The sequence below is a fragment of the Streptomyces sp. NRRL S-37 genome, assembly GCF_000721605.1.
GTDB lineage: Bacteria > Actinomycetota > Actinomycetes > Streptomycetales > Streptomycetaceae > Streptomyces.
Genome location: NZ_JOIZ01000033.1, coordinates 1 through 16526 on the forward strand (window position 1 = coordinate 1; position 16526 = coordinate 16526).

15 protein-coding genes are annotated in these 16526 nt (G+C 70.9%); 11 read left to right on the top strand and 4 right to left on the bottom strand.

Going from position 1 to position 16526, the window contains the following annotated elements; translation table 11 throughout:
• Positions 1 to 268 precede the first annotated feature (268 nt).
• The 8 genes from IH50_RS0134210 to IH50_RS0134245 all read left to right on the top strand — a co-directional run bounded on the left by IH50_RS0134210 (position 269) and on the right by IH50_RS0134245 (position 9322).
• Positions 269 to 1318: a BMP family lipoprotein gene (locus tag IH50_RS0134210; RefSeq protein WP_030871448.1), complete on the top strand. Its 1050-nt coding sequence runs from the start codon at positions 269 to 271 to the stop codon at positions 1316 to 1318.
• Between the two features lie 332 nt (positions 1319 to 1650).
• Positions 1651 to 2700, top strand: a complete 1050-nt coding sequence (locus tag IH50_RS0134215; RefSeq protein WP_030871451.1) for a BMP family lipoprotein — start codon at positions 1651 to 1653, stop codon at positions 2698 to 2700.
• Positions 2701 to 2900: 200 nt separating this feature from the next.
• Positions 2901 to 4460: an ABC transporter ATP-binding protein gene (locus IH50_RS0134220; RefSeq protein ID WP_030871454.1), complete on the top strand. Its 1560-nt coding sequence runs from the start codon at positions 2901 to 2903 to the stop codon at positions 4458 to 4460.
• Entirely contained in the window at positions 4460 to 5584 is a 1125-nt protein-coding gene (locus IH50_RS0134225; RefSeq protein WP_030871457.1) for an ABC transporter permease, read from the top strand. The genes IH50_RS0134220 and IH50_RS0134225 overlap by 1 nt, the downstream gene beginning before the upstream one ends.
• A complete protein-coding gene (locus tag IH50_RS42925; RefSeq protein WP_030871459.1) occupies positions 5581 to 6855 on the top strand; it encodes an ABC transporter permease in 1275 nt (424 codons plus the stop codon). The genes IH50_RS0134225 and IH50_RS42925 overlap by 4 nt, the downstream gene beginning before the upstream one ends.
• A complete protein-coding gene (locus IH50_RS42930; RefSeq protein WP_030871461.1) occupies positions 6852 to 7265 on the top strand; it encodes a cytidine deaminase in 414 nt (137 codons plus the stop codon). The genes IH50_RS42925 and IH50_RS42930 overlap by 4 nt, the downstream gene beginning before the upstream one ends.
• A 100-nt stretch (positions 7266 to 7365) precedes the next feature.
• On the top strand, positions 7366 to 8643 hold the full coding sequence (locus tag IH50_RS0134240; protein WP_030871463.1) for a thymidine phosphorylase: 1278 nt from the start codon (positions 7366 to 7368) through the stop codon (positions 8641 to 8643).
• 94 nt (positions 8644 to 8737) lie between these two features.
• On the top strand, positions 8738 to 9322 hold the full coding sequence (locus IH50_RS0134245; RefSeq protein WP_030871466.1) for a Uma2 family endonuclease: 585 nt from the start codon (positions 8738 to 8740) through the stop codon (positions 9320 to 9322).
• 1 nt (position 9323) lies between these two features.
• Here IH50_RS0134245 and IH50_RS0134250 read toward each other — a convergent pair whose 3' ends face one another.
• Positions 9324 to 10244, bottom strand: a complete 921-nt coding sequence (locus tag IH50_RS0134250; protein ID WP_030871468.1) for an AEC family transporter — start codon at positions 10242 to 10244, stop codon at positions 9324 to 9326.
• A 128-nt stretch (positions 10245 to 10372) separates the two neighbouring features.
• Here IH50_RS0134250 and IH50_RS40410 point away from each other — a divergent pair, with 128 nt between their 5' ends.
• Positions 10373 to 10774, top strand: a complete 402-nt coding sequence (locus tag IH50_RS40410) for an STAS domain-containing protein (protein WP_078914197.1) — start codon at positions 10373 to 10375, stop codon at positions 10772 to 10774.
• On the opposite strand, the gene IH50_RS0134255 is transcribed toward IH50_RS40410, so the two are convergent.
• Together IH50_RS0134255 and IH50_RS0134260 are read right to left on the bottom strand one after the other, a co-directional pair.
• Positions 10658 to 11674 carry a sigma-70 family RNA polymerase sigma factor gene (locus IH50_RS0134255; RefSeq protein WP_030871470.1) on the bottom strand — a complete coding sequence of 339 codons (1017 nt, stop codon included), beginning with the start codon at positions 11672 to 11674 and terminating at the stop codon, positions 10658 to 10660. The two genes, IH50_RS40410 and IH50_RS0134255, sit on opposite strands and share 117 nt — an antisense overlap.
• Positions 11675 to 11976: 302 nt before the next feature.
• Positions 11977 to 13260: an MFS transporter gene (locus IH50_RS0134260; protein ID WP_030871471.1), complete on the bottom strand. Its 1284-nt coding sequence runs from the start codon at positions 13258 to 13260 to the stop codon at positions 11977 to 11979.
• A 63-nt stretch (positions 13261 to 13323) separates the two neighbouring features.
• Between IH50_RS0134260 and IH50_RS0134265 the strand changes: the two genes are divergently transcribed.
• The gene (locus tag IH50_RS0134265; RefSeq protein ID WP_037873428.1) at positions 13324 to 14286 is read left to right on the top strand and encodes a LysR family transcriptional regulator; all 963 of its coding nucleotides are present in this window, start codon (positions 13324 to 13326) and stop codon (positions 14284 to 14286) included.
• Between the two features lie 110 nt (positions 14287 to 14396).
• Here IH50_RS0134265 and IH50_RS0134270 read toward each other — a convergent pair whose 3' ends face one another.
• On the bottom strand, positions 14397 to 15158 hold the full coding sequence (locus IH50_RS0134270; RefSeq protein WP_030871477.1) for an alpha/beta hydrolase: 762 nt from the start codon (positions 15156 to 15158) through the stop codon (positions 14397 to 14399).
• A gap of 113 nt (positions 15159 to 15271) precedes the next feature.
• Here IH50_RS0134270 and IH50_RS0134275 point away from each other — a divergent pair, with 113 nt between their 5' ends.
• Entirely contained in the window at positions 15272 to 16429 is a 1158-nt protein-coding gene (locus tag IH50_RS0134275) for an adenosine deaminase (protein WP_030871480.1), read from the top strand.
• Positions 16430 to 16526 lie beyond the last annotated feature (97 nt).

The window sequence follows — 16526 nt, forward strand, 5'->3', positions numbered from 1 at the left end:
CACCCCACCAGTCCCCACCCTCACCTCCCCGCCCGCTCCGCTTGCGCGCCCCGCGCACCAGAGGCAGCGTGGGCCGCGTGCACCCACAAGCCCCGCACCGACCGCCCGCTTCGGACCCGTACGCCCCCCTGGTTCACCAGGACGTAACCGGCCACCGGCACGAATGGATAACGGCCCCGCTCGCCCCCGTTCCCAGGAGTGTCTACGCGCGTTAATGTGCGCCGAACCGAGCGCCCACTGCGGGGCTTTGGAGAATGGGGAACTTCAGATGCGTCGGATATCCAAACTGACCCGCGTCGCGGTGGGGGTCGCCTCGCTCGCACTCGCCGCCACCGCCTGCGGCGGCACCAGCGGTGACAACGGCGGCAGCGGCGGCTCCAAGGAGAACCTCGGCCTCGCCATCGCCTACGACATCGGCGGCAAGGGCGACCAGTCCTTCAACGACGCGGCCTTCGCCGGCCTCACCAAGGCCAAGGACGAGTTCGGCTACAAGACCGCCGACGTCGAACCCACCGAGGGCGAGACCGACGCGGACAAGGAGCAGCGCCTGGCCTCGCTGGCCCGCCAGGGCTACAACCCGGTCATCGGCGTCGGCTTCGCCTACGGCCCCGCGATGAAGGCCGTCGCCGCGAAGTACCCGAAGACCACCTTCGGCATCGTCGACTCCGTGGTCGAGGGCGACAACGTCACCTCCCTCGTCTTCGCCGAGGAGCAGGCCTCCTACCTCGCCGGTGTCGCCGCCGCCAAGGCCACCAAGACGAAGACGGTCGGCTTCGTGGGCGGCGTGGACATCCCGCTGATCCACAAGTTCCAGGCCGGCTTCGAGCAGGGCGTCAAGGCGACCGACCCCAAGGTCAAGGTGATCCCGCAGTACCTGACGCAGACCGCGGAGGAGGGCGGCTTCTCCAGCCCCGACAAGGGCAAGGCCGCCGCCGAGGGCCAGATCGAGAAGAAGGCCGACGTCATCTACCAGGCGGCCGGCCTCTCCGGCCAGGGCGTCATCGAGGCCGCGGCCAAGGCGAAGGTCTGGGCGATCGGTGTCGACTCCGACCAGTACCAGCAGGAAGCCCTCGCCGCGTACAAGGACTACATCCTCACCTCCGCCCTCAAGGACGTCGGCGGCGCGGTGTACACCCTGGCCAAGTCCGTCGAGGACGGCAAGCCGCTGACCGGCACCCAGGTCTTCGACCTCAAGGTGAACGGCGTCGGCCTGTCCGAGAGCAACCCGAAGATGGCCGGGATCCCCGGCCTGACGGACGCCGTGAACAAGGCCAAGGAAGGCATCACCGACGGCTCCATCCAGGTCAAGACGGAGTAACCGGACCCGGTACACACCCACGGAGAGGGCCGGCCCGACGGGCGCCGGCCCTCTCCGTCGTTCCCACGCCCTTCCGGGGGAGGCGGGGCCTCGCGCCGCGCGGGCGCGAAAAGGGCCCGGGGCCGATGCGCCGAGGGCTCCCGCTCACCCACAGCCACCCCCCGTTCGCGCCCGGCGACGCCCCGCCCACCGCTCGGCGTTACGTTGGCCACGGCCGCATAACAAGGTGGACAGAAGGGGTTTTCAGGCAGGTCTACGCGCGTTAATCTGCGGCAGAGCCAGCGCCGCAGCTGAACACGTCCCGGCGCTTTGTACGACTAGGAGCACCACACATGCGCCGGATTTCCCGGATCACGGTCGCAGGCGCAGCGACCGCCTCCCTGGCCCTCGCCCTCTCCGCCTGTGGCGGCACCTCCACCTCCTCGAGCTCCTCGGAGTCGAAGGGTGACAAGGGCCTCGCCATCGCGTACGACGTCGGCGGCAAGGGCGACCAGTCCTTCAACGACGCCGCGTACGCGGGCCTGGAGCAGGCGAAGAAGGAGTTCGGCTACGAGACGGCCGACGTCGAGCCCACCGACGGCGAGACCGACGCCGACAAGGAGCAGCGCCTGGTCTCGCTGGCGAAGCAGGGTTACAACCCGGTCGTCGGTGTCGGCTACGCGTACGCCGCCGCCGTGAAGGGTGCCGCGGAGAAGTTCCCGGACACCACCTTCGGCATCGTCGACGACGCCACGATCGAGGCGAAGAACGTCGCCGACCTGGTCTTCTCCGAGGAGCAGGCCTCCTACCTGGCCGGTGTCGCCGCCGCCAAGAGCACCAAGACGAAGACGGTCGGCTTCGTGGGCGGTGTGAACATCCCGCTGATCCACAAGTTCCGCGCGGGCTTCGAGCAGGGCGTCAAGGACACCGACCCCAAGGTCAAGGTCATCTCGCAGTTCCTGACCCAGACCGCGGAGGAGGGCGGCTTCTCCAGCCCCGACAAGGGCAAGAGCGCCGCCGAGGGCCAGATCGAGAAGAAGGCGGACGTCGTCTACGCGGCCGCCGGCCTGTCCGGCCAGGGCGTCATCGAGGCCGCCGCCGCCAACAAGGTGTGGGCGATCGGTGTCGACTCCGACCAGTACCAGCAGGAAGCCCTCGCCACGTACAAGGACTCGATCCTGACCTCGGCGATGAAGGACGTCGCCAAGGCGGTGTACAACCTGGCGAAGTCGGTGGAGGACGGCAAGCCCACGACCGGTATCGTCAAGGGCGATCTGAAGACGGGTGAGGTGAGCCTGTCGAACTCCAACCCGAAGTTCGCGGACGACGCCGAGCTCCAGGAAGCCATCGAGACGGCCAAGGAGAAGATCGTCAGCGGCGAGATCAAGGTCAAGTCGAGCTGAGGCAAGTCACCCTGAAACACCCGGGGTCGCGTCCGCTCGACGGGGTACGAGGAGCCAGGCTCCTCGTACCCCGTCGGTCGAGTGCGCCGCCCCTTTGCATGCCGTAGGGGCGCTACGCGCGTAGACGGCCCCCGTCCCCAGGAGAGTGCGTCATCAACGCGTCCAGCAGCCCTCCGGCCGGAGCGGCGGTCAACGATTCGGTGACCGCCGTCGAACTCGCCGGCATCACCAAGCGCTTCCCCGGTGTCGTCGCCAACCACGACATCCACCTCACGGTCCGCAAGGGCACCGTCCACGCCCTCGTCGGCGAGAACGGCGCCGGCAAGTCGACCCTGATGAAGATCCTCTACGGCATGCAGAAGCCGGACGAGGGCACCATCGCGATCCACGGCGAGAAGGTGAGCTTCTCCTCGCCCGCCGACGCCATCGTCCGCGGCATCGGCATGGTGCACCAGCACTTCATGCTCGCCGACAACCTCACCGTCCTCGAGAACGTCGTCCTCGGCAGCGAGAAGCTCTACGGCATCGGCTCCAAGGCCCGCCGCAAGATCAAGGAGCTCTCCGACCGCTACGGCCTGGGTGTGGAGCCCGACCGCCTGGTCGAGGAGCTCGGCGTCGCCGCCCGCCAGCGCGTGGAGATCCTCAAGGTCCTCTACCGCGGCGCCACCACCCTGATCCTCGACGAGCCCACCGCCGTCCTCGTGCCGCAGGAGGTCGACGCGCTCTTCGACAACCTGCGCGAGCTGAAGGCCGAGGGCCTGTCGGTCATCTTCATCTCCCACAAGCTGGGCGAGGTCCTCTCCGTCGCCGACGACATCACCGTCATCCGCCGCGGCACCACGGTCGGCACGGCCGTCCCCGCCGAGACCACCCCGCGCCAGCTCGCCGAGCTGATGGTCGGCAGCGAGCTGCCCACCCCCGAGACGGCCGAGTCCACGGTCACCGACCGCCCCGTCCTCACCGTCGAGAAGCTGCGCCTGGCGGCCCCCGGCGGCAAGGCCCTGCTCGACGACATCAGCTTCACCATCCACGCGGGCGAGGTCCTCGGCATCGCCGGCGTCGAGGGCAACGGCCAGACCGAGCTGGTCGACGCGCTCATCGGCCTGCGGCACGCCGACTCCGGCGTCATCCGGCTGGCCGACGAGGAGATCACCTCCTGGGCCACCCGCAAGCGCCGCGAGCAGGGCATCGGCTACATCCCCGAGGACCGCCACCGCCACGGCCTGCTCCTGGAGTCCCCCCTCTGGGAGAACCGCATCCTCGGCCACGTCACCGAGAAGCCCAACGCCAAGGGCGTCTGGCTCGACCCGAAGGCCGCCCAGCAGGACACCCGCCGGATCGTCACCGAGTACGACGTCCGCACCCCCGGCATCGACGTCACCGCCGCCTCCCTGTCCGGCGGCAACCAGCAGAAGCTGATCGTCGGCCGCGAGATGAGCCACAAGCCGCGCTTCCTGATCGCCGCCCACCCCACCCGCGGTGTGGACGTCGGCGCGCAGGCCGCGATCTGGGACCACATCCGCGAGGCCCGCCGCGAGGGCCTGGCCGTGCTGCTGATCTCCGCCGACCTGGACGAGCTCATCGGCCTGTCCGACACCCTCCGGGTGATCTACGACGGCAAGCTGGTCGCGGACGCCGACCCGGCCACCATCACCCCGGAGGAACTCGGCACCGCCATGACCGGCGCCGCCTCCGGACACCTGGAGCACGAAGAGACCCCGGCCGACGGCGGCCCGGGTGCGGAAGACGAGGCCCGCTGATGAAGAAGTTCGACAAGGAGCGCGTGCTCCTCGCGGTGGCCGGACCGGTCATCGCGCTCGCCGTGGCCTTCGTGCTCAGTGCGATCGTCCTGATCGCGTCGGGCAAGAACCCGGTCGAACCGTTCGCCCTGATGTTCGAGCAGGCCGGTTTCTCCGACATCCAGGTCCTGATCATCAACCAGGCCTCGATGTACTACATCGCCGCCCTCGCGGTCGCCATCGGCTTCCGCATGAACCTGTTCAACATCGGCGTCGACGGCCAGTACCAGCTCGGCGCCATGATGGCCGCCGTCGTCGGCGCCCACGCCGCCCTCCCGGCGTTCCTCCAGGTCCCGCTGCTGCTGCTGACCGCCGTCCTCACCGGCGCCTTCTGGGCCGGCATCGCCGGCGTCCTCAAGGTCACCCGCGGCGTCAGCGAGGTCGTCGCCACGATCATGCTCAACGCGATCGCCACCTCGCTCATCGTCTACATGTGGAAGCCGGACGTCTTCGGCGTCAAGATCGGCAACAACAGCACCACCGGCGAGATGCACGAGTCCGGCTGGATCCCCGGCATCGACATGGGCGCGGCCGGCGAGATCTACGGCCTGGTGATCCTCGCCGTCCTGCTCGGCATCGGCTACTGGGTCACCCTCAACCGCACCCGCTTCGGCTTCGACCTGCGCGCCTCCGGCGCCTCCGAGTCCGCCGCCTCCGCCAGCGGCGTCGACCCCAGGCGCATGGTCCTCACCGCCATGCTGCTCTCCGGCGCCATCGCCGGCCTCGCGGGCCTGCCGATCCTCCTCGGCGACTCCCACACCTACAACCTCAACTTCCCCACCGGCATCGGCTTCCTCGGCATCGGCATCGCCCTGCTCGGCCGCAACAGCCCGGTCGGCATCGCCTTCGCCGCCCTGCTGTGGGCCTGGCTCGACAAGGCCTCGCCCGAACTGGACTTCCACGGCTACGACAAGGAGATCGCGGTCATCATGCAGGGCCTGATCGTCCTCTCGGTGGTCGTCTCCTACGAGGCCGTCCGCGAGTGGGGCCTGCGCCGCCAGCAGCGCCGGGTCGGCGCGGAGCTCGCCGCGGGACACGTCCTGGGCGCCGACAACAACACCACGAAGGAGGTGGCCGGCCGATGACCGCTCCGACCACAGCGACCGACGTCAACCAGCCGTCGCTGGAACACGCACCGCCGACCGGCCGCCGCATGTCGTGGCCCGTCCTGCTCCTGGTCATCGCCGGAGCCCTGGCCCTGGTCTCGATCGTCCGCATCATCACCGGCGCGGACGGCATCACCAACGTCAGCCAGATGTCCACCGCCCTCCAGCTCGCCGTTCCGATCGGCCTCGCCGGTCTCGGCGGCCTGTGGGCCGAGCGCGCGGGCGTCGTCAACATCGGCCTCGAGGGCATGATGATCCTGGGCACCTGGTTCGGCGCCTGGGCCGGATTCCAGTGGGGCCCGTGGACCGGCGTCCTCGTCGGCGTCATCGGCGGCTGCCTCGGCGGACTGCTGCACGCGATCGTCACGATCACCTTCAACGTCAACCACATCGTCTCCGGTGTGGCCATCAACATCCTCGCCCTCGGCGCCACCCGCTACCTCGCCCCCCTCGCCTTCGAGGGCCACCAGGGCGGCTCCGCCAAGCAGTCCCCGGCGGTCGAGTCCCTCGGCCACTTCACCGTGCCGGGACTGTCCGACGGACTGAGCGACCTCAACGACAAGGGCTGGTTCCTCGTCTCGGACATCGCGGGACTGCTCGGCGGACTGGTCACCGATGTCTCCTGGCTGACCCTGATCGCCGTCGCGCTCGTCCCCGCCACCTGGTGGATCCTGTGGCGCACGGCCTTCGGCCTGCGCCTGCGCTCCTGCGGCGAGAACCCGGTCGCCGCCGAGTCCCTCGGCGTCAACGTCTACAAGTACAAGTACCTCGCCGTGATCATCTCCGGCGGTCTGGCCGGCCTCGGCGGCGTCTTCCTCTCCATCGTGGCCAACCCCTTCTACCTGGAGGGCCAGACCAGCGGCCGCGGCTACATCGGCCTCGCCGCGATGATCTTCGGCAACTGGATGCCCGGCGGCCTCGCCATCGGCGCCGGCCTCTTCGGCTACACCGACAGCCTCAACCTGCGCGGCGGCTCCGCCAACGTGCACGCCCTGCTGCTGCTCGGCGCGCTGCTGCTGGTCATCGGCGCGATCTGGCTGGCCGTCCGCAAGAAGTACGTCCACGCGGTGATCACCCTGGTCATCGGCGCCCTCGTCGGGACCTGGTACGCCACCACCAACGAGGTCCCCAACCAGGTCGTCTCCGCCACGCCGTACGTCATCACCCTCGTGGTCCTCGCCCTCTCCGCGCAGCGGCTGCGCATGCCCAAGGCGGACGGCATGCCGTACCGGAAGGGACAGGGCAAGTGACCTCCGCCGGGTCCACCGCGGCCGGCACCGACTGGGAGGCGCTGCGCGCCGTGGCACGGGACGCCATGACCCACGCCTACGCCCCCTACTCGGGCTACCCGGTCGGCGTGGCGGCCCTGGTCGACGACGGACGCACGGTCTCCGGCTGCAACGTCGAGAACGCCTCGTACGGGCTCGGCCTGTGCGCCGAGTGCGGACTGGTCTCCGAGCTCCAGCGCACCGGGGGCGGCCGGCTCACCCACTTCACCTGCGTGGACGGCGACGGCGAGATCCTCGTCCCGTGCGGCCGCTGCCGCCAGCTGCTGTACGAGTTCGGCGGCCCCGGCCTGCTCCTGGAGACCCCGGCGGGCATCCTCCCGCTCTCCGAGATGCTGCCCCAGGCCTTCGGCCCGCAGCACCTCACCAAGTAATTCCCGTACGGCCCCTCCGGGCGACCGCCGGCATCCGCCGATACCGTCGTCCGGAGGGGCCGCACCCTTCGCACCTCCGGAAGGAACGCCAGCCATGGCCATGGACGCCATCTCCGTCATCCGCACCAAGCGGGACCGCGGCGAACTCAGCGACGAGCAGATCGACTGGGTGATCGACGCGTACACCCGCGGGGAGGTGGCCGACGAGCAGATGTCGGCCCTCGCCATGGCGATCCTCCTCAACGGCATGAACCGGAGCGAGATCGCCCGCTGGACCGCCGCGATGATCGCCTCCGGCGAGCGCATGGACTTCTCGTCCCTCTCCCGCCCCACCGCCGACAAGCACTCCACCGGCGGCGTCGGCGACAAGATCACCCTCCCGCTGGCCCCCCTCGTCGCGGCCTGCGGCGCGGCCGTCCCCCAGCTCTCCGGCCGCGGCCTCGGCCACACCGGCGGCACCCTCGACAAGCTGGAGTCCATCCCCGGCTGGCGCGCGCTGCTCTCCAACGAGGAGATGCTGTCGGTGCTGGACGGCACCGGCGCCGTGATCTGCGCGGCGGGCGACGGACTGGCCCCGGCGGACAAGAAGCTGTACGCCCTCCGGGACGTCACGGGCACGGTCGAGGCGATCCCGCTGATCGCCTCCTCGATCATGTCGAAGAAGATCGCGGAGGGCACCGGTTCCCTGGTCCTGGACGTGAAGGTCGGCACCGGCGCCTTCATGAAGACGATCGACGACGCCCGCGAACTGGCCCGCACCATGGTCGGCCTGGGCACCGACTCCGGCGTCAAGACGGTCGCCCTCCTCACCGACATGTCCACCCCGCTCGGCCTGACCGCCGGCAACGCCCTCGAGGTCCGCGAGTCGGTCGAGGTCCTGGCGGGCGGCGGCCCCGCGGACGTCGTCGAACTGACCCTCGCCCTGGCCCGCGAGATGCTGGACGCGGCCGGCCTGAAGGACGCCGACCCGGCGAAGGCCCTGGCGGACGGCTCCGCGATGGACGTCTGGCGCCGCATGATCAGCGCGCAGGGCGGCGACCCGGACGCGGCCCTCCCGGTCGCCCGCGAGCAGCACGTCGTCAAGGCCCCGTCCTCCGGCGTCCTGACCCGCCTCGACGCCTACGACATCGGCGTCGCCGCCTGGCGCCTCGGCGCGGGCCGCGCCCGCAAGGAGGACCCGGTCCAGGCGGGCGCGGGCGTCGAACTCCACGCCAGGCCCGGCGACACCGTGACCGAGGGCCAGCCCCTCCTCACCCTCCACACGGACACCCCGGACCGCTTCGACTACGCCCTCCGGTCCATCGAGGGCTCCTACGACATCGAGGCCCCCGGCACGGCCTTCACGGCCACGCCGGTCGTGCTGGAACGTATCGCCTGACCTGCGGTTTCCTCATCAGGGCGAACGGGACCGGTGGACCCTCACCGGTCCCGTTCGGCATGCTGTACTCGGTGACGCACCGAAGGAGACCGCCATGAGCGCACTCACCGTGAGCCAGGAGCCCGACCAGAACTGGGGCGACCTCGTCCGGTTCTGGGAGGAGATGGAATGGCCCGAGGGCAGCAAGGTGGAGATCATCGAGGGGATCATCACCGTGTCACCCGCTCCCGCGTACCGCCACAACGTGATCGCGGCCCGCATCCAGCGTCGCCTCTACTCCGTGATCCCCGAGGACTGGGAAATCTTCCAGACTCTGGCCATCGCTGTGCCGTCGCGTCTGGGCATGCTCATCCCGGACCTCGTGGTCGCCCCGGTACGGGACCACACCGAGTCGGACACTCACATCCCTGCCGCTCTCGCCGAACTGGTCGTCGAGGTCACCTCGAAGTCCAACGCCCGCAATGACCGCGTCAGTAAGCCTGCCGCCTACGCCACCGCGGGCATCCCGCTCTACCTCCTCGTCGACCGCTGGGCCCCCAACGGACCGACCGCGACTCTCTACGGTGAACCGAAGGGTGACGTCTACCGCCCCTTGAGCACCGCGAAGTTCGGCGAGCCGATCAAGCTCCCTGCCCCCTTCGACCTCGTCATCGACACCAGCGAGTTCCCCGAGACCTGACTCACCCCAGCAACGCCGCCACCACCACCAGCACCGGCACCGACAGCACCGTCGACACCAGGATCGCCTCCTGGGCCAGCTTCTCGCCCACCCGGTAGCTGCTCGCGTAGGTGAAGAGGTTCTGGGCGGCCGGGAGGGCCGAGGTCACCACCACGTCCAGCAGGTGCGCGCCGCGCAGCCCGAAGACGCCCACCGCCAGCGCCCAGGCCGCCAGCGGCTGGCCCACCGCCTTCAGGCCCACGGCGAGCAGGACGGCGCCCCGGTCACCGCCCCGCAGGGGCAGCGTGCTGCCGCGCAGCGAGATGCCGAAGGCGAGCAGCACGGCGGGGACCGCCATGTTGCCGATCAGGGTCACCGGGTCCCACACCGGCCCCGGTATCCCGACCCCGGCCGCCGACACCGCCACCCCCGCCAGCGACCCCACCGCGATCGGATTGCGCAACGGGGTCAGGATCCGCCGCCACAGCGGCTGCTTCTCGCCCGCCGTCGACAGGTCGAGGATCGTCAGCGCGACCGGCGTGACCCCGACCAGCTGGAACAGCAGCACCGGCGCCACCAGCGAGGCGTCGCCCAGTACGTACACGGCGATCGGGATCCCCAGGTTGCCGGAGTTGACGTAGCTGGAGCACAGGGCGCCGATGGTGGTGCGGCCCACCCCCCAGCCCCGTACGACACCCACCGCGACGAAGACGCCCGCCACCGCCGCCGTGCTCAGCGCGGTGACCAGCAGCCGGCTGGAGAAGACCACCGACAGGTCGGCCCGGGCGAGCGTGGTGAACAGCAGCGCCGGGGACGCCACATGGAACGCCAGCTTCGTCAGGACCTCACGGCCCTGCGCGCCGAGATACCCCCGGCGGCCGATGACATAGCCGACGCCGATGACGACGGCGATCACCAGGAACCCGCTCAGCACCCCCTGCACGGCGGCTCCTCGCGGACGCGAAGGGCATCGGACACCGGGGGCGGGGAGGGTCTATGGCACATACAGCCAACCCTCCGGGGAGGGCCGCGTCCAGGTCAATGTGATCCTTACGGCGCCGGCCGCCCGCGATGAGTTGCGCGCCGACGCCCGGTCTACCGGTCGTGGACGCCATGACACCGCCCGTACTCGTACTCAGCGGCCCCCTCACCCGGGACGAGGTGAGCGGGCCCTGCGACGCGCTGCGGGCGCTGCTGGACGGGGGAGGCGGCGGTGGCGGCTCGGGCAGGGTGGTCGTGTGTGATGTCGCCGGGCTGGGGCCGGCCGGTCTCGCCGCCGTGAACCTGCTCGCACGGCTCCAGCTCACCGCCCGTCGGTCCGGGGGCCGGATACGGCTGCGCGATCCCTCCCCGGCGCTATGCGCTCTGCTCGACCTGGTCGGCCTCCGCTTCGAGGTGGAGGGGCAGCCCGAACAGCGGGAACCACCGCTGGGTGTCGAGGAAACAGTGGAACCCGGTGATCCGGCCGCCTGATATCTCCAGCACCTGGACCGCCCAAGGCATGAAACCGCCGGTCTCCGGGTCGGGCTTGTACTGCGCGAACCCCGGCAGTCCGTTGACCTCCACCGGCACCAGCCGCGAACCCGCGCACGGGGCGCCCAGCGTCGTCATGAAGCCCGTGATGTCGTCGACGCCGGTCAGCCACAGGTCGAACGGCGGCATCGTCATGACGGCGTCCTCGTGCAGCAGCGCGGTCAGTGCCGACATGTCGTACCCCTCGAACGCCGCCACATAGCGCTCGAGCAGCTTCTGCTGCTCCTCGTCCAGCGGGTCGGAGACCGACGCGTCGGCGCCCGGCTGCCGGCGCTCGGCGAGCGTCGCCCGGGCCCGCTGGAGGGCGCTGTTCACCGAGGCGACCGAGGTGCCCAGCAGCTCGGCGACTTCGCTCGCCTTCCAGGCCAGCACCTCCCGCAGGATCAGCACCGCCCGCTGCCTGGCCGGCAGCTGCTGCAGCGCGGCCATGAAGGCGAGCCGCACCGACTCCTTGGCGACCGCCACCTCCGCCGGGTCGGCGGGCGTGGGCAGCACCCGGGAGTCGGGCATCGGCTCCAGCCAGGTGCTGTCCGGGCGGGGGGAGAGCGCCGCCTGCGCCAGCGGGGTGGACTCGGTCAGATCCATCGGCCTCGCCCGCTTGTTGCCCGCCGCCAGCATGTCCAGACAGACGTTGGTCGCGATGCGGTACAGCCACGAGCGCAGGCTGGAACGGCCCTCGAACCTGTCGAGGCCGCGCCAGGCGCGGATCATCGTGTCCTGCACCGCGTCCTCCGCCTCGAAGGAGGAGCCCAGCATCCGGTAGCAGTACCCGGTCAGTTCGACCCGGTGCGCCTCCAGCCCGGCGTCCAGGTCGGTCGTCGTCGCGGTGCCGTTCGTCATCGTCCACTCACCCCATGTGGCCTCTCGTGGCGCACCATCGCAGCCACCACTCCGGAAGCTACAACAGCCCACTGACAACGGCCCGCCGCGCGGACGAACGCGCAGGTCAGGGGTGTTTCGCCCCCGCCGCCCCTTCCCGTCCCGAGCCTGGGGCTCCGCCCCAGACCCCGCTCCTCAAACGCCGGAGAGGCTGAAATTCAGCCTCTCTGGGGGTACCCCCTCTGGGGGAGTTTGAGGAGCGGAGGTCTGGGGGCAGCGCCCTGGGGGACGGGAACGGGAAGGGGCGGCGGGGGCGAGAAAAGTCAGGCCGGACGGACCACAGCCGCCCGCGCCGCCGCCCGCGTCCCGGCCAGGGTGATCGCCGCGACCCCGGCCACCGCCACCAGGCCGACCCCCACCGTTCCGCCCCAGCCCCCCGCGTGGAACGCGAGCGCCCCCACCGTGCTCCCCACGCTGGACCCGACGTAGTACGCGGACTGGTACAGGGCCGACGCCTGCGCCCGCCCCACCGTCGCCGTCTTCCCGACCGCCGACGACGCCACCGCGTGCCCCGCGAAGAACCCCGCCGTGATCAGCACCAGCCCCAGCAGCACCACCGGCAACGACCCCGCCAGCGACAGCAGCAGCCCCGCCGCGGTCGTCCCGCCGCCCGCGTACAGCGCGCCCCGGCGGCCCAGCCGGCCCACCAGCCGCCCCGCCGCCGACGCCGAGACCGTGCCGACCAGGTACACCAGGAAGATCGAGCCCACGATGCCCTGCGGCAGCGAGAACGGCGCCTCGGTCAGCCGGTAGCCGATGACCGTGTAGACACCGCCGAACACCGTCATGAACAGCGCGCCGATCGCGTACAGCCGCCGCAGCAGCGGATCGGCGAGATGCCCCCGGACGGTCCGCGCCAGCACACCCGGCCGCAGCGAGCCCGCCCGGAAGTGCCTCGGCGCCGGCAGCAGCAGCCGGAACGCCACCGCGCACGCCACCGCGACCACGCCGATCACCCCGACGGCGACCCGCCAGCCCCACTCCTGCGCCACCCAGCCGGTGATCACCCGGCCGCTCATCCCGCCGACGCTGTTACCGGCCACGAACAGCCCGATCGCCGTCACCAGCGCCTTCGGCGTGACCTCCTCCGCGAGATACGCCGTCGCCGACGCCGGCAGCCCGGCCAGCGCCGCACCCTGCAGCGCCCGCAGCACCACCAGCGCGCCCAGCGACGGCGCGAACGGCACCAGCAGCCCGAGGGTCACCGCGACGGCCAGCGAGGCCGTCATGACCGTACGCCGTCCGTAGCGCTCCGACAGCGCGCTCATCGGCAGCACGAACAGGGCCAGGCCGCCGGTGGCCGCCGCCACCGTCCAGCTCGCGTCGCCCGCGCTCACCGCGAAGTCGCCGGAGATCAGCGGCAGCAGGGCCTGGGTGGAGTACAGCAGTGCGAAGGTCGCGACGCCCGCGAGGAACAGGGCGAGACTCATCCGGCGGTAACCGGGTCCGCCCGGGGACATCCGGGACTCGGCGACGGGCGGCTGGACGGAGGGAACGGATGCGACGGCGCCCACGCTGGTGGACGCCCCGGTACTGGCGGGAGTCATGCCTCGAAGCTACGTACGCCCCCGCTCATCCGTCCAATGCACGGAATCGCCATAATCGTTCCCATGGCGCATGAGCAGAGGTCACGGAGCCGGCTGTCACGGACCGGTGACACACGAGACACGGACGACATGGCGATGCTGCTCGCCCCCCGCCTCGCCCACTTCGCCGGCGTCGCCCGCACCGAGCACGTCACCCGCGCCGCCCAGGAGATGCAGGTCCCGCAGTCCACCCTCTCCCGCGCGATGGTCCGCCTCGAACAGGACCTGGGAGTCGAACTGTTCGCCCGCCACGGCCGCACCGTCTCCCTCACCCCGGCCGGCCGCACCTTCCTCACCTCCGTCGAACGCGCCCTCGCCGAGATCGGGCGCGCCGCCGACGAGGTCCGTGCCGACGCCGACCCCGCCACCGGCAAGGTGGCCTTCGGCTTCCTGCACACCATGGGCGCCGAGACCGTACCCGGCCTGCTGCACGCCTTCCGCGCCGACCACCCGCGCATCCGCTTCAGCCTGGTCCAGAACTACGGCGAGGCCATGCTGGAACGCCTCCGCGCGGGCGAACTCGACCTGTGCCTGACCTCCCCGGTGCCCGAAGCCCCCGACCTCGTCGCCCGCCGCCTCGACGAACAGAAGCTGCGCCTGGTCGTCCCCGTCGACCACCGCCTCGCCGGCCGCCGCCGCATCCGCCTCGCCGAGGCCGCCGACGAGACCTTCGTGACCCTGGAACCCGGCTACGGCCTGCGCCGCATCACCGACGACCTCTGCGCCCAGGCCGGCTTCAAACCCCGTATCGCCTTCGAGGGCGAGGAGGCCGAGACCCTGCGCGGCCTGGTGGCGGCGGGCCTGGGCGTGGCCCTCCTCCCCCCGCCGGCCTTCCCCCGCCCGGGAGTGGTCGAACTGACGGTCACGGCCCCCAGGGCGGCCAGGGAGATCGGCGTGGCCTGGCTCGCCGGCCGCCCGGACACACCCCCGGTGGCGGCCTTCAAGAAGTTCCTGCTCGGCAAGAGGGGCATCTTGCTGCCGACTTGAGAAGGGGTAGCTGACTGCCGACGCAGGGACAGGTCCCCTGGGGGCGCGGGGAACTGCGCGACCAGCCCTCGACGGCCCGCAGTCGCGAAACGACATTCCGCCCAATGGCGCTACCGCCGCAGCGACCTACCGAACCCCGCAGCCAACGGCATCCGCAACCCCAACGGCGGAGGCGCCGCCAAGGCATCCTGCACGGGCCGCGAGAACGTCCGCCCGAACAGCGCCCCCATCACGAAGTCCTCGGACAACGCCAGCACTTCGTCCCGGTACTGACTCAACCCGTGTCCGTCCGAATGCACTTCGAACCGGCACACCTCCCGGTTCGCCTTCTTGGCCCGCGCCGCCAGCCGGAACGACAACTCGGGATCGCTGCGCGCGTCGTTCGTGCCGTGCACGATCAGCACCCGCCGCCCGGCGAGCTGTTTCACCGGTTCGGGTGGCGCCGCCACGTCCTCGTCCGGCAGCCAGGGGGCCAGCGCCAGCACGGAGTTGACGGCCTCGTGGCCTCCCGCGCGGAGCGCGGCCCTGCCGCCCATGCCGATGCCGGCGAGGCAGACGGGGACGTCCCCGTAGCGCCGTACGGCCTCGTCGGCGGCCCACGCGGCGTCCCGCGCGAGATGCGCCTCGCTGCCGTTCCAGCCCCGGTAGCGGTAGTGGACGACATGGGCGGCGAGGCTCTCGTCGCGGCCCGCGCGGGTGAGACGGCGCCCCAGAGCGCGTACGGAGGCGGCCGCCAGCACGGCGGACGGTCTGCGGCCGGACACCTCCTCGCCGCCGGGGAGCAGCAGCACCACTCCGCCCACCGCCGTCGGCTCCGGGCCGAGCGCCCTCCCCAGCCGGGCCGTACGAACCGGCATCGCTTCCTGTGCCATGACAGAACATTCTCAGAAGTGCGGGTGTACTCCACCCGGCCGTGCGATCACTGTTACGTATCGGCGCCTTCGCCCTCCCGGTGATCTACGCGCGTAGGAGTTAGAGTGCGGAAATGACGAGCCAGACCATCGCGAACACCCCGACGACGGAGCAGATCCGCCGGGCGCCCAAGGTTCTGCTGCACGACCATCTCGACGGCGGGCTGCGTCCCGGCACCGTCGTGGACCTGGCCCGCGAGAGCGGGTACCACCACCTCCCCGAGACCGACCCCGACAAGCTGGGCCTGTGGTTCCGGGAGGCCGCCGACTCCGGCTCCCTGGAGCGGTACCTGGAGACCTTCTCGCACACCGTCGGCGTCATGCAGACCCGTGACGCCCTCGTCCGGGTCGCCGCCGAGTGCGCCGAGGACCTCGCCGAGGACGGCGTCGTCTACGCCGAGGTGCGCTACGCCCCCGAGCAGCACCTCGAAGGCGGACTGACCCTCGAAGAGGTCGTCGAGGCCGTCAACGAGGGCTTCCGGGAGGGGGAGCGGCGCGCGAAGGGGAACGGCCGCCGGATCCGGGTCGGCGCCCTGCTCACCGCGATGCGGCACGCCGCCCGCGCCCTGGAGATCGCCGAACTCGCCAACCGCTACCGGGACCTGGGCGTCGTCGGCTTCGACATCGCGGGCGCCGAGGCCGGCTACCCGCCCACCCGGCACCTCGACGCCTTCGAGTACCTGAAGCGGGAGAACAACCACTTCACCATCCACGCCGGCGAGGCGTTCGGGCTGCCGTCCATCTGGCAGGCCCTCCAGTGGTGCGGCGCCGACCGGCTGGGACACGGGGTGCGCATCATCGACGACATCCGGGTCCGCGACGACGGCACGGTCGAACTCGGCCGGCTGGCCTCCTACGTCCGGGACAAGCGCGTCCCGCTGGAGCTGTGCCCCAGTTCCAACCTCCAGACCGGGGCCGCCGCCTCGTACGCCGAGCACCCCATCGGACTGCTGCGCCGGCTGCACTTCCGGGCCACGGTGAACACCGACAACCGTCTGATGTCCCACACCACCATGAGCCGGGAATTCGAGCACCTGGTCGACGCATTCGGTTACACGCTCGACGATCTGCAGTGGTTCTCCGTCAATGCGATGAAATCGGCGTTCATTCCTTTCGATGAACGACTCGCCATGATCAATGACGTCGTCAAGCCCGGATACGCCGAGCTGAAGTCCGAATGGCTGTTCCGTCAGACGGCCTCCACCAGCGGATCTCCGGAAAAGGAAAGCTGAGAACGGCGTCCGCGGGAAACGTGAACACCGTCAATGTTCACCATCCGTCCGCATTTCGATGTTTGCGGCGGCAGGGGCCCCGTGTTTACGGTCTCAG